We start from the raw sequence: 12,768 nt of genomic DNA on the forward strand, positions 1-12,768 counted from the left end.
GATTGATGGGCGGGTGGAATGTTTACAATTACTCGTTAGATCCGATCATAGTTACAGATCCCCTAGGGTTGTCTCCAACGACTTTTGGCACTTTTTTTGGCCCGGCAATGCAGGGGACATTCCACGGAGTTGATTCAGTTTCTTATTTACCCGAAAGCGAACGACAATCAACACTAAATGATTTTTCTAAACTGCAAGGGATGTACAATCCTTTATCAGAGTATGTGTTTGGGTGGATGGTGGGGGCACCACTCGTTTCATCTTTAGCTATTTTTGGGCCTGCAGCATCAGCAGGTAAAGTTATCTCAAATAGTTCTGTCTCATGTGTAGCTAATTTGACATATCAATATGTAGAAAATGAGGAGATAAATTTCAAAGATACATTTTGGGCTAGTTTGACAGGGGCTTTATCGCCTGGTAGATCGATTATAGAAAACAGCCTAATAGCCATGGGCACAACTTATCTTAACAAAGGCGACACTCCTGGGGCCGTTACTGGTGCAGGACTGGGAACAGCAGTAAGTGGATTGTTGGGGAAGGTTCCTTTTTTATCCAACATATTTGGCGATTATGCTTCTGGTCTCGTTTCGGAAGGTGTAGGTGATAACATCGAAAAGGCTAATGGAGAAGGCGGTAAAAAATGAATGTAAAATCTTTGTTTACGAATGAACATAAAGTTAATATTGTTTTTTTTGTGGTGTCGTATATGGCAACAGTGTTTTCTTTATCTTTGATTACTGTAGTGACAGTAGTTATTATAAACTACATTAACCGTCATTATTTAGTATTTGATATTGGTTTTGCAATTAAGGCAATAAAAATGTTATCAATTGCTGGCTTATTTGCTTTTACATGGAGTGCTGTAACTACTTATAATGACAGAAAGAAATGCATTAATGTTGCTTTGGGGTTGATGAATCAGTATAACACCTTCAATATTAATTCCGATTCCGGAGAGGAAGCTGGAAATATAAGGAATGCCATAATAAAAATGGACTTGGGAAGGAATTTCTACGGATTAATGGCTGGTTTTATTGTCAATGATATTGATACAAGGGTTAAGGGTATTAATATTAAAGAAATGAATTATTATCTTTCCTGCGAGGTAAAATATAAAACGGGCGAGAAGGATAGATTTAAGCTGAAATTTTCAGCCATCAATGGCGCTGATCCTGTGCTGAAAAGTATAATTTTTTGACGCCTGATTGTATTGCCCTGCTTTATAGAGAAGGGCAGCGGTGCTGTTGTTGACAGCGCCATGCTTCATGGCCTGAAAGAAGCGCCTGATGAACTCAGGATGGCCGCTTACCCCTGTTTTGGTCTCGTAGCCAATAGTACGCAGCGCCATTATAATGGTGTTTTCGCTCATCGGTTTGTACAGCGAATGGGCACCCGTAATGTCTATAATCAGCTTCGGCAAAGCGAGAATAAATACCACAAGCGTGAACAGTAGTAGATACTATAACGTACAGGCCATGAGCATTGGCTAACTTATAGGATTATTCAAAAGAGATTTGTAGAGCGGATATGGGAATCAGACAACATAATGGGCCACTACATTCATCAAACTGAATGCCCCGTAATCTGACCCAGGATTTTTCCAGATGCGTACAGAGAAAAGGGTACGCACTGATATGGTTTTTATGCTAACTCCCTGAAAATAAAACTTATAGAAACAACATAAGAAGCATAAAAAGATGAAAGGTGGTGCCTGTCTTGGGAACATTCAATTCCTTACTAATTTATTTCTATCATAAATTTTCCTGCTACTTATTGTTAAGACCCTACGTGTGCTCCGCATTTTTGCTGTTAAATCATAATGATGGATTGGTAATCAAGAAAGTAGTTCGGTTTGAACCTTTGGTACGATTCCCTTTCTAAGATCGTAGAACGTAAAGACTTTTTCATCGCCTGCCTCCTGATCTAATTGTGAAACAACCCAATGTTTAAAAAGAATTTTAGGTGTACTATCCACGGGTTATTTTATGTTCAGGGAGGTATCATGCCACAACTGCTTCGCATCATTCTTATACACACTCACCTGCCTGGCGTTGTTGAAATTCAACTGGATCAGCATACCAATATTTGTGGAACTAATGCTTCCGGAAAAACAACTCTGCAACGCCTCGTCCCGGTCTTCTACGGTGAACAGCCCAATAAAGTCGTACCAAGAACGCGCAAGAAGTTCGACGAATTTTATCTCCCTTGTAGCAATAGCTATATCATTTATGAATTCCAGCGAGAAACGGGCGACAATTGCCTGGTTGTCTTGACGGGTAAAAGTGAGGGAGGTGTTGAATATCGTTTTGTTCGCGCGCCTTATCATCCAGACTTTTTCCTTCGCTATACGGAGGATGGCGCGAAAGGACTGAGTTATAACGAATGGTCTGCTCAGATGCGCAACCGGGATGACGTCTCAGTTTCCGCCAAAATAGGTTCAACCAATGAGTACCGTAGCATCATTCAAAATGATGTCGCGTCATTACGCGGCAATTCGACGGAGACGATGAGGCTTCGTCGTTTGGCGGCATCGTTTAGTCTGGTAAGTGGTAATCATAAGCTCAGGCATATTGAGAAATTAGTGAGCGCCGTTCATGCCGGTGAAGGCAAGATGGAAACGCTCAAAACCATGCTGGCGGCGATTTTTGCCGATGATGGCGTGACGCTCCCGCAAACAAAAGTAAAAAGCGGCTTTGCGCGGGAATGGATCCAAAAAATGCGCCAGTCGCTGCGCTACGATAAATTACAACAGGAGTTTGAGTTCATACAGCACCTGGGTCTCAAGTTGGATGATACAGAGGCACAGCTAGCCGCGCTCCAACCCTTGTTAAGAAATGATGAACAAATCCAGAAGCAGAAACGCGCGGATGCAGAGCAGTTGCTTCACCAGCGTCGTGGGGAGCTTGTTCAATTAGAGGATAGCTTTAATCAACAGCGTAATGCACTGAATGATAGGTTAAGCGAAACGCAAAGCGACCTGAAAACGATTCAGGCATGGCTGGATCATGTCCAGAATCAATACGACTGTTATGAACGCAAAGAGATACGCCTATTACAGACACACATGGAAGAGTTACCTCAATGGCGCGAGGCGCTTTCTGTGCAAAGCGAACAATTCCAGCTTATGCAGGAGCTGGTTGGTGAACTTTCCCGAGAATTTGAACAGCACAAAGCAAAACTAAAAGAGAGTGTTTACCGCCAGGAACGGCTGACCCAACAAAAAATTCAGGACTGCCAGCGGGAAAAAGAGGCGGTCAGGAATAAATCTGACAGTCAGAAAGAGATACTTTGGCAGCGCTTCGAAGAGCGAAAACAACAGCAGGAAAATCACTACGGTGAACAACTGGAGAAGATTTCAGGCGATCGAATGGCTGTTAGCATTGAGCTTAAACATTCCCAGTTAACAGTTCAAGAGCATGAAGAGCGCCAGTTTGCTGAGCTACGCATTGAGCAAGCTCAGGAGCGATTATTGCAACTGACTGAGCAGCGACAAAATGCACTGACAACGCTGTCTGAGGCTCGTATAAAGCAAGATAGTGTAGAGCAACAGCTGCACAACGCCCGTGCTAACTTACATCAGACTGAAGAACAACTGCTGCGGCTGCATCGTCAGTTGGATCCTGAACAGGGTACTTTACGTCACTTTCTGCGTTTACATTATGAGGGCTGGGAACAGAATCTGGGTAAGGTTCTGAATGAAAATCTGCTGGAACGCAAAGATTTGCTACCAGAAACAGGCGAGCTGTCGGAATCGCTGTACGGCCTGCAACTGGATTTAAGCGTGTTAGATATGCAGGATTTTGCGCAAGATGAGGCTTCAATTCGACACAGTCTTGATAAGGCAGAGCAAACCAGAGCCCGTGCTGAAGAAGTGAAGAACATGGCCGAAGCCACTTTTCAGGAGCATCATCAGAACGTTAACCGTTTGAAATCGCAAGCGGAGGAGTGTGAAAGGCAACATCAGCGTCAAAGCCGGGAAGTTGTCTATGCTCGCGATGCTCGATCGCGTTTAATCGCAAAGCATGATGCGCTGGAGCAACAACGTCGGCAGGAAAAACGTGCCCTTTTAAGCGCTTTAGACAAAGCACATGCCGAATTAACGCAGCAGAAAGAACAAGATATTGGTGCGTTGACGGAAGAATATAATACGCAAACCTTACAATTAAATATTGACTTGCAAAGTGAGCAGCAGCTTATTGATGAGAAGATTGAGGAACTGTCTAGCCAGATAAATAAAAAATACGCCGATATGGAGGAGCAGATTAAGATCTTCCAGCAGGCGATGGACGATAATTTAGCGAAGAAGGGAATTGATCCCCGCGAAGTCAAAGTACTACGGCAGCGTATTGAAACGCTTAAAAAAGAGATTCAGGAAGTGGAGTCTCGTCGGGATGAGTTAACCGAATGGCTGCGTTTTATCAAAGTTGATTACGGGACGTTGCGCCAGGAACAACAGAATAAAGAAAGTGCACTCTCTCAACAAAATCGTGAACTGTTGCAGAAAAAACAGCAAGTACAGGCAGAGTATCAGAATAAAAAAGACAGGCTTAATAATGAGAAAAAAGAGTATGAGATGCAGATACGACAGGCCAGTGAGTTTGTCGGTCAGTTAAAAATATTACTGGATCGATTATCACCTTTGCCTTTGGCCGAAATGATTCCGACTCATATTGACGCAGCTGCTGATATTGATGAACGTATGTCACGTACCAGCGATATGCTGGAGCAACACGCCAGCGTGACCCGCACGCTGGAGAGCAAACTGAATGAGTTTAAGTCACACTTTAATCAGGATGCTGACCCTACTTTCCTTGAATTATTGGACTCTGAGATTGTTAAATTACCCGACCCTTCAAGGACCCGGCAGCAGTTGCCAATACTCGAGAAACTACTACAGCTTCTTAAAGATAAACAGCAACAATTGCTGGAGATGGGAGAAAATATCGGTGGCGATCTGAAAAAATTCTTTGATGTTTTCAGTGATATTAATCGCCGGATTTCGCAACAAAGTCGACGCTTAAGCGATGCGGTTACCGACGATTTACAACTGGAAGGCATCAATAAATCAGAGGTTCGCATTTTATCGACTATCGACCAATTACGATTCTGGAAACCATTAAAGCGCTTCGCTAAAAACTATAGTGACTGGCGCTCGTCTGGTCAGCAAATTCCTCCCGAAAGCTATTTGAATGCCCTTATGGATGTGGTTGAGCTGCTTCATGCCGATGAGCGTTTCACTATGGAATCGTTATTAAACCTCGAACTTCATCTTAATGAAGGAGGGGAAGATATTGTCATCAAAAACGATCGCCAACTACTGGAAGCATCAAGCCACGGTATGGCCTATCTGATCTTGTGCAAATATCTTTTAGCGTTCACGCGTTTGTTAAGGGGTAAATCAGACGCCGTTATTCACTGGCCTATTGATGAAATCGGCACGCTGGCCTACCACAATGTGGAGAAATTATTTATTGCCTGTAGCAATAATAATATTGTGATTGTAGGCGCTTTTCCGAATGCGGAGTCTGATGTGTTAATGCTGTTTAAGCATCGTTATTTGCTTGATGCCGATCAGCTTGAGCCGACTCAGCGCAGGCTGAAAAGGATTCAGCCGAAAGTGAGCCGCCTGGCTGCCCGACTGGCGCAGATGGAACAGGAGGCAATGTAATGCTGGAACATGGACCTTTAATCAAAAGGCTGCTGACAGGGGAATTTATTTGTCGTATCAACGACCCGGATGCTTATCGTCATTTACAGGATGAGAGTACCCGGCAAGCGATGGATAGCTATTTGCGCCCTCTTAATTACAGAATTGTCAGTAATGAAACGCAAACTGTCTATTATGCGGGCTTTTGTGAGATGAATCGCGATACCCGAAGCCAGCTTATGAATCAGTTTAAGGACATCATCTTCTCTCTGCTGCCTCTGCTTGAGTGGTTACAGCTCATACAGGAGACGCAAGGGCGGGAGAGTACGCTGACAGCCGGCGACTACATCAGGTTGTCGGAAATTATGACGCGTGTAGAGGATAATCAGAGCCTGCAACAGCGTCTGAATCAGCTTTCCAGCGATCGTTTTTTCAATTGTAAGAGTGATTCCATTGATCTTCAGCTCAAGCAAATTTTCCGACGTTTGAAAGAGCATGGTTATGTCAGACAACCTAACGCCGAGCAACAGATATTTATTGCCACCGGGAAAATTGATTATTTGATTGACGTGATCCGATTTATCCGTGATGAAGAGCGTTTACCGGTTGAAGATACACCGCCTGTTCAGCAGGAGCTTTTATAATGGCACAGGATATTTCTCCGTTATCCGGTCTGTTTAAAAACGGTGCTGAACGGTTGGCATTATTAGGAAAACACCATCACGTCTTAATGAAGGGTTATGTCGATGGGTTTATTAATGAAACGGCTTTTAGCGACCAGGCATTAAAAAAGCTGATCGCTGCGCGTATTGTGTGGCGTCCTGATGAGCAACAGCCGCTGATGTTACGCCCGTTGGTGAGCGAACTTATCGCCAGTATGGTTGCTGATGAGAGCCGACGGCAGATTAATGCGGATGTAGCAGAAAAGCTGGAGCAGATCCGCAATAAGGTGCAGGCCTGGCGCGATGCTTATTATAAAGGCGATTATAGTATTGCTGAACGGCAAATGCAGAGGCTGACTGAGCTCGTTCACGATCTCAGCGGGCAATTTGAAGAGGCCATCGACAGCCTCTGGCATCGTCTGAATAATGACTTCGGTTTCGTCAGCAGTCTGAATGAAAAAATTAACGAGAATGCGCGGGCGCAAAACCAGGTTCGTCGATTGCTTGATGGACTAGATTTGATCGTTTTCGAAGAATTGATCGAGTTTGCTGAAAATAATAGTTCACTGCGCAAATTATTAGTGAGCCAGTTACAATTGCGTGTAAGTCTTCACCATAGTTCACTACTGGCCGTTCAGCAGCGACTGGTGGATCTGATGGCTAAATTTCGCCAACAGCAGTCACGTACATTGTTAGTGACGAATATGGCTGCTTTTTTGCGCCAGCATCCACAATATCAACCCGCCAGCTACCCTGAACGCCGGGAAGTGCCGGATATATTCAACATTGCGGCTTCACTTTCACTGCAAGCCTCCATTTCGCTCGACAGGCCCGTGGATCGACAAGTGATGGCGGAGATGTTACTCGCTTTGCCTCGGGCATCGGTCATGCTTCCGCCTGTGCCAAAAAGTGCGGGCTCAGTAATACCTCCCATTGATGAGGAGGTCGCTGCTCGTCAGATTGCGCTTAAAATGGATGTTGAGGACTTATATGTTTTCGCTGCCGGGCAATCAGGGCCGGTGAGCGCGCTGCATTATCTGACGGAAAATCATCTGAACTGGGACAGTGAGCTATGGCTTTACCAGGTTATTACGGAATATCAATCATTGCCGTTAGCGGATAAGCCGCGATTCTGGCTGCGTTGTGATGAGTGTCAGGCCAGCCCGGTAAACGATCTGCGTATTATATCGGATGTGAGTATTGGCGTGAGGGTAAAATGACAGAAGCAGAACCGCTATCGTATAACGCGCTCGTCTGGCTGAAAAAGCTTGATCACCGGCTGAAAGCGAAAAATTGCGAGAAGAAAAATACAGACGGTAAAATCGTGATTCAGGTTTTGCGTTGGTGTACTGCGCTGGATTTGATTCCGACTAACAGTTTATTGCTGCCTGATTTCATTTTTACAATGGCATTGCTGAATAAGATTTCAGAGACCCAGCAACGTCTCAAACAGGCAAATTTTCGTGACGATATTAGCGAACAAAATCGTATCGAGAGTGCGCAGTTAAGCGACCAGGAAATTAAAGCGGCGGGAATTCGACCACAGCAGCATCGGGTACTGCTCCATCTTAATCAGCCCTTAGTCAGTGAGTTGGGGATGACTATTAAGGTTGTCGATACGGATTGGCGTAATATTGCGCTGACACAGTTTGATGTTCTTATTGTGGTGGAGAATCAGGATTGTTTCTACCATCTGGCGCTTTTTGACTATTCCCAATGCGACTTCCATTCGCCCCTGATTATTTACCGTGGCGATCGGGCATATAGCAAGGGGGCTGTTGCGTTGAAGCGTTACTGGTTGAAAACAGGGAAAACTGCGATCTATTTTGGCGATTTTGACCCGAAGGGGGTCAGTATCGCGATGAATGAAGGTTATCATTGTATGCTATTACCTTCGCCAGATTCGGTGTTAAAAAAATCCTCTCCAGTGATGTTTCCTGATGTGCAGTTAAAATTCTTACCTGAATTATTAAAAGGTGAAATACATTGCCATTTTCGTGACTATCTGTTGGTTTTGGAAAAACATCAGGCACTGAGGCAGCAAAAAATGCAGGGTGAAATTTTGAAAATGGTTATGTTGAATGCATCAGATTGAAATATTTTGTTGTTTGCCGTGTATTTTTATCTGATGAGCAGGCCTTTAACCTACAAATGTCCCTGCAACCACTCCGTCACGCGCTCAACATTTAAAACACGTAACCAATACTCCTGCGTCAGCAATGTCTTTGGTAAATACTCATCATATTTTTCGAGGCACTTTTCAGCGATGCTTTTGGCAAGACGGGATTCGGAAGACAAACCTTCCAGAAGTGCGCTGGATAACGCCTGTTTAACCTCCGAGATCGTAGTTTTTTCTACTTCAACCACACCAGCAAATGAGCCCGCCTTGAAATCGCGCAGGAAAAGCAATGCCGACAGCGTGTTTACGGTTTGATCGCCCAGCCAGGGAAGAGTGTAGATATGCAGCTCTGCTGAATAAAACATTCCAAAGGCAGATTATTATTGTGAAAACAGCGCCGCCCTTCATCAAACAGGTTTCTGCCCGTGGTATCGGCAAAATTGGCCTTGCGATCGCCAACGGTAATGCGATAGTCGCCCTCCCGATAAATGGTGAGCATTTCCTGGCGGACAACATCATGAATGAACATCCCTTGTCCGCCAAATAACGGCGGCTGCCCGCCCTTTGTCGCCTCGATATAGATGACTTTTTTATCACTATTGTATCGGTTTACTTCCAGCGTCGACCGCCAAAAATAATGTGTAGGTCAGGCATCAGTCGTGAATCAACGGGAATGGAGCCCAGTGTTTTGTTCCCCGCCACAATACGAAACTCTTCCGGCGTGCTGAACACTGCATAAAAGGTATATTGATTCACCTGTCGTTTGCCTTCGACGCCCAGAACCAGTCCACCGCTTGATAGCTGGGTCAGAAACTGGTGCTCCCCCATATGCTTCAATAACGTTTTGAAGTCATCGATTCTGACTTTTTGAAATCGCCCTTGTTGGCATAGCTGCGACCAGATCTGATCGGCACGCAGGCCTCCCCACTGTACCACGATCGCCAGAATTTGATGGGACAGGGTGGAAGAGTGCATACGCCGGGCATCGGCGGGCTCAAACCATTTGCTTCATGAGATAAACCTGCCGGCACTGGAAGCAGGGGCGTATCACGTTGCTGAATCAGCCCAAAAGCAAAAACCCGCCTCAAGGGCGGGTTTTCTGAATAGTGGTGCCCGGACTCGGAATCGAACCAAGGACACGGGGATTTTCAATCCCCTGCTCTACCGACTGAGCTATCCGGGCAACGGGGCGCATTAAACCCGATCCGCCCTCCGACGTCAACGAAATTTATTGCTTTCGGTGCAGACTGCACACTCTCTCACCATTTCGCCGCAAACTTAAGCGAAAAAGTGCGTCCAGAGCGCGGAAAGCGGCATGGCGAGCAACAGGGCAGGGAGCATGTTCACCACTGCAAACATTTTGATGCCACAGATGCGCAGCCCTGTCGCCAGCAGCAACAGGCCGCCGACGGCAGTAAAGTCTGCCATCATCGCGGGCGTCGTCAGCGGCAGGATCAGCGTGGCGCAGGTGGCCAGCGCCAGCTGAATCAGCAGCATTGGCACGCAAATCGCGGCGACGGCGATGCCGAGCGTAGTGGCAAAAATGGTGGCGGTGAAGAAATCCAGAAACGCTTTCGCAATCAGTATGCTGGGATCGCCGGTCATTCCTTCCTGCATCGAACCGAATATCCCCGTACCGCTGGCGCAGAACAGAATAACGATCGCAACGTAGTTTTGAATAAACGACTCGTGCGTGCCGTGCTTCGCCTTGCCCGGTCGGGCAATCAGGTTTTTAGCTTTGCCTACCGCGCTATTTATGCCTCTTTCCAGATAGCAAAATTCGCCAATCAGCGCGCCGAGCAAGGTTGCCAGCACCATTACCGGCAGGTTGGCGCACTTCACCACTAAAAGGATACCAATCCCCAGCGACGCCAGGCCAAAAATGGAGGGCATGGAGACGCGAATACGCTCCGGCAACCGCTGGCTCAATACTGCCCCAAGTACACCGCCCAGCAGTACAGCTCCCGCATTGATAAAGGGTCCAATTACCACGTTTAACTCCTGTTATTTAAGCACTGGCATTGCATGATTATGGCACGTTCAGCCCTGATTATGGTTAGCTTTGGGAGGCGTAATGCATACTGATTCCTTCTTGCGCCTGAAAATGAAAGGTGACATGATTGCGCGAATTTTCTCCTTCCTGTCTCACCGTTCGGTGAGGGTATTTGCGCTTATGAAAACCATGAAAATTGCCGTCAGCCGTGAGCTGGTATCCAAAGTTTCTACGCACCGTGAAAAGGTGACGCTGGATAACACCGATTTCACTGATGTGGCGGCAGTCGTCATTACGGTGGTTGAAAGCTACAGCGGCATTCTCGCGTTGCTGAAGCGTACGGGCTTTCAGCTACCGGTGTTTATGTTCTCGCATGAGCCTGGAGAGGTGCCTGATGGCGTCACGGCGATTATCTCGGGTAAAGCGCAGGAGTTCCTGGAACTGGAATCCGCCGCCTGCCGGTATGAAGAGAACCTGCTGCCACCCTTTTTTGACACCCTGAGCCAGTATGTCGCAATGGGGAACAGCACCTTTGCCTGTCCGGGTCACCAGCACGGGGCTTTTTTCAAAAAACACCCGGCAGGGCGACAGTTCTATGATTTCTTCGGTGAGAACGTGTTTCGCGCCGATATGTGCAATGCCGACGTGAAGCTCGGGGATTTGCTGATCCACGAGGGTTCTGCCAAGCACGCGCAAAAGTTCGCGGCGAAGGTGTTCAACGCGGATAAAACCTACTTCGTGCTGAACGGCACGTCGGCTGCCAATAAAGTGGTGACCAATGCGCTGCTGACCCGTGGCGATCTGGTGCTTTTCGACCGCAACAACCATAAATCTAACCACCACGGCGCGCTGATCCAGGCGGGCGCCACGCCGGTGTATCTTGAGGCCGCGCGTAATCCGTTTGGTTTTATCGGCGGAATCGATGAACACTGCTTTGATGACGCGTATCTGCGGGATCTGATCCGCGAGGCGGCGCCGGAAAAGGCCAACGAGGCCCGCCCGTTCCGCCTGGCGATCATTCAGCTTGGCACCTACGACGGCACGATCTACAACGCCCGTCAGGTGATCGACAAGATCGGCCACCTGTGTGACTACATTCTGTTTGACTCCGCCTGGGTGGGCTACGAGCAGTTTATCCCGATGATGGCAGAAACGTCTCCGCTTCTGCTGGAGCTGAACGAGAACGATCCGGGAATTTTTGTTACCCAGTCGGTACACAAGCAGCAGGCCGGGTTCTCGCAAACGTCGCAGATCCATAAAAAGGATAACCATATTCGCGGCCAGTCGCGTTTCTGTCCGCACAAGCGTCTTAATAATGCGTTCATGCTACACGCCTCTACCAGCCCGTTTTACCCGCTGTTTGCGGCGCTGGACGTGAACGCCAAAATCCACGAGGGCGAAAGCGGGCGCAGGCTGTGGGCAGAGTGCGTCGAGCTGGGCATTGAGGCGCGCAAGGCCATCATCGCCAACTGCCATATGATCAAGCCGTTTATTCCGCCGATGGTGGCAGGGCGGCCTTGGCAGGATCACCCCACGCAGGTCATCGCCAGCGAGCGTCGCTTCTTTAGCTTCGAGCCGGGGGCAAAATGGCACGGTTTTGAAGGCTATGCTCGCGAGCAGTATTTCGTCGATCCGTGCAAGCTGCTGCTGACCACGCCGGGCATTGATGCGGAAACAGGTCACTATACCGATTTCGGCATTCCGGCGACCATTCTCGCCCACTACCTGCGCGAAAACGGCATTGTGCCGGAGAAGTGCGACCTCAACTCCATCCTGTTCCTGCTGACGCCAGCGGAGAGCGAGGAGAAGTTAATGCAGCTGGTGGCGATGCTGGGACAGTTCGAACAGCATATTGAAGACGACACGCCGCTCGCGGATGTGCTGCCGACTATCTATCAGAAATACCCGGTGCGTTACCGCGACTACACGATCCGTCAGCTGTGCCAGGAGATGCACGATCTCTACGTCAGCTTTAACGTGAAGGATCTCCAGAAGGCGATGTTCCGCCAGGAGAGCCTGCCCGCCGTAGTGATGAACCCGCAGGATGCCAACCAGGAGTACATTCGCGGGAACGTAGAGCTGGTGCGTATTCGTGACGCTGAAGGGCGCATTGCCGCCGAAGGCGCGCTGCCATATCCGCCGGGCGTGCTGTGCGTGGTGCCGGGCGAAGTCTGGGGCGGGGCGGTACAGCGTTACTTCCTGGCGCTGGAGGAGGGCATTAATATGCTGCCTGGCTTCTCGCCGGAGTTGCAGGGCGTGTACAGTGAGAAGGATGCGGACGGGATCAAGCGGCTGTATGGGTACGTATTGAATGTTTGAACGTAGGCCGGGTAAGCGTTAGCGCCAC

10 protein-coding genes, 1 tRNA gene and 1 pseudogene are annotated in these 12,768 nt (G+C 47.8%); 8 read left to right on the forward strand and 4 right to left on the reverse strand.

Annotation, left to right across the window (positions count from 1 at the left end; genetic code table 11):
- From IM267_RS07815 to IM267_RS07840, 6 genes and pseudogenes are all read left to right on the forward strand, one after another.
- Window positions 1-644 (forward strand): annotated as a pseudogene (locus IM267_RS07815) (hypothetical protein); the annotation flags it as partial.
- Between the two features lie 62 nt (window positions 645-706).
- The gene (locus IM267_RS07820; RefSeq protein WP_193033129.1) at window positions 707-1,198 is read left to right on the forward strand and encodes a hypothetical protein; all 492 of its coding nucleotides are present in this window, start codon (window positions 707-709) and stop codon (window positions 1,196-1,198) included.
- 804 nt (window positions 1,199-2,002) lie between these two features.
- Window positions 2,003-5,668: an ATP-binding protein gene (locus IM267_RS07825; RefSeq protein ID WP_193033130.1), complete on the forward strand. Its 3,666-nt coding sequence runs from the start codon at window positions 2,003-2,005 to the stop codon at window positions 5,666-5,668.
- Window positions 5,668-6,291: a hypothetical protein gene (locus IM267_RS07830; protein WP_193033131.1), complete on the forward strand. Its 624-nt coding sequence runs from the start codon at window positions 5,668-5,670 to the stop codon at window positions 6,289-6,291. The genes IM267_RS07825 and IM267_RS07830 overlap by 1 nt, the downstream gene beginning before the upstream one ends.
- Complete coding sequence (locus tag IM267_RS07835) at window positions 6,291-7,529, forward strand: hypothetical protein (RefSeq protein ID WP_193033132.1); 1,239 nt, start codon at window positions 6,291-6,293, stop codon at window positions 7,527-7,529. The genes IM267_RS07830 and IM267_RS07835 overlap by 1 nt, the downstream gene beginning before the upstream one ends.
- Window positions 7,526-8,404, forward strand: a complete 879-nt coding sequence (locus IM267_RS07840; RefSeq protein WP_193033133.1) for a Wadjet anti-phage system protein JetD domain-containing protein — start codon at window positions 7,526-7,528, stop codon at window positions 8,402-8,404. Before IM267_RS07835 ends, IM267_RS07840 begins: the two co-directional genes overlap by 4 nt.
- Window positions 8,405-8,454: 50 nt before the next feature.
- Here the strand turns inward: IM267_RS07840 and IM267_RS21535 are convergent, their stop codons facing one another.
- Complete coding sequence (locus IM267_RS21535; protein WP_370551726.1) at window positions 8,455-8,793, reverse strand: hypothetical protein; 339 nt, start codon at window positions 8,791-8,793, stop codon at window positions 8,455-8,457.
- Between the two features lie 20 nt (window positions 8,794-8,813).
- Between IM267_RS21535 and IM267_RS21540 the strand changes: the two genes are divergently transcribed.
- Entirely contained in the window at window positions 8,814-8,975 is a 162-nt protein-coding gene (locus IM267_RS21540) for a hypothetical protein (protein WP_245167751.1), read from the forward strand.
- Between the two features lie 62 nt (window positions 8,976-9,037).
- Here the strand turns inward: IM267_RS21540 and IM267_RS21545 are convergent, their stop codons facing one another.
- The 3 genes from IM267_RS21545 to IM267_RS07855 all read right to left on the reverse strand — a co-directional run bounded on the left by IM267_RS21545 (window position 9,038) and on the right by IM267_RS07855 (window position 10,420).
- Window positions 9,038-9,403, reverse strand: a complete 366-nt coding sequence (locus IM267_RS21545) for a hypothetical protein (protein ID WP_370551727.1) — start codon at window positions 9,401-9,403, stop codon at window positions 9,038-9,040.
- Window positions 9,404-9,535: 132 nt separating this feature from the next.
- Window positions 9,536-9,611: transfer RNA gene (locus IM267_RS07850), tRNA-Phe, on the reverse strand.
- A 95-nt stretch (window positions 9,612-9,706) separates the two neighbouring features.
- A complete protein-coding gene (locus IM267_RS07855; RefSeq protein ID WP_064909939.1) occupies window positions 9,707-10,420 on the reverse strand; it encodes a DUF554 domain-containing protein in 714 nt (237 codons plus the stop codon).
- Between the two features lie 181 nt (window positions 10,421-10,601).
- On the opposite strand from IM267_RS07855, the gene IM267_RS07860 reads away from it, so the two are divergent.
- On the forward strand, window positions 10,602-12,740 hold the full coding sequence (locus IM267_RS07860; protein WP_193033252.1) for an ornithine decarboxylase: 2,139 nt from the start codon (window positions 10,602-10,604) through the stop codon (window positions 12,738-12,740).
- The last annotated feature ends 28 nt before the right edge of the window (window positions 12,741-12,768 follow it).

Source organism: Enterobacter cloacae complex sp. P15RS (assembly GCF_014895905.1).
Classification (GTDB): Bacteria; Pseudomonadota; Gammaproteobacteria; order Enterobacterales; family Enterobacteriaceae; genus Enterobacter; species Enterobacter quasihormaechei.

Bases quoted from the DNA above. Each gene is read 5' to 3' on its own strand.
- IM267_RS07825 (WP_193033130.1), top strand. From the start codon at position 2,003: ATGCCACAACTGCTTCGCATCATTCTTATACACACTCACCTGCCTGGC.
- IM267_RS07840 (WP_193033133.1), top strand. From the start codon at position 7,526: ATGACAGAAGCAGAACCGCTATCGTATAACGCGCTCGTCTGGCTGAAA.
- IM267_RS07830 (WP_193033131.1), top strand. From the start codon at position 5,668: ATGCTGGAACATGGACCTTTAATCAAAAGGCTGCTGACAGGGGAATTT.
- IM267_RS07820 (WP_193033129.1), top strand. From the start codon at position 707: ATGGCAACAGTGTTTTCTTTATCTTTGATTACTGTAGTGACAGTAGTT.
- IM267_RS07860 (WP_193033252.1), top strand. From the start codon at position 10,602: ATGAAAACCATGAAAATTGCCGTCAGCCGTGAGCTGGTATCCAAAGTT.
- IM267_RS07835 (WP_193033132.1), top strand. From the start codon at position 6,291: ATGGCACAGGATATTTCTCCGTTATCCGGTCTGTTTAAAAACGGTGCT.
- IM267_RS21535 (WP_370551726.1), bottom strand. From the start codon at position 8,793: ATGTTTTATTCAGCAGAGCTGCATATCTACACTCTTCCCTGGCTGGGC.
- IM267_RS21545 (WP_370551727.1), bottom strand. From the start codon at position 9,403: ATGCACTCTTCCACCCTGTCCCATCAAATTCTGGCGATCGTGGTACAG.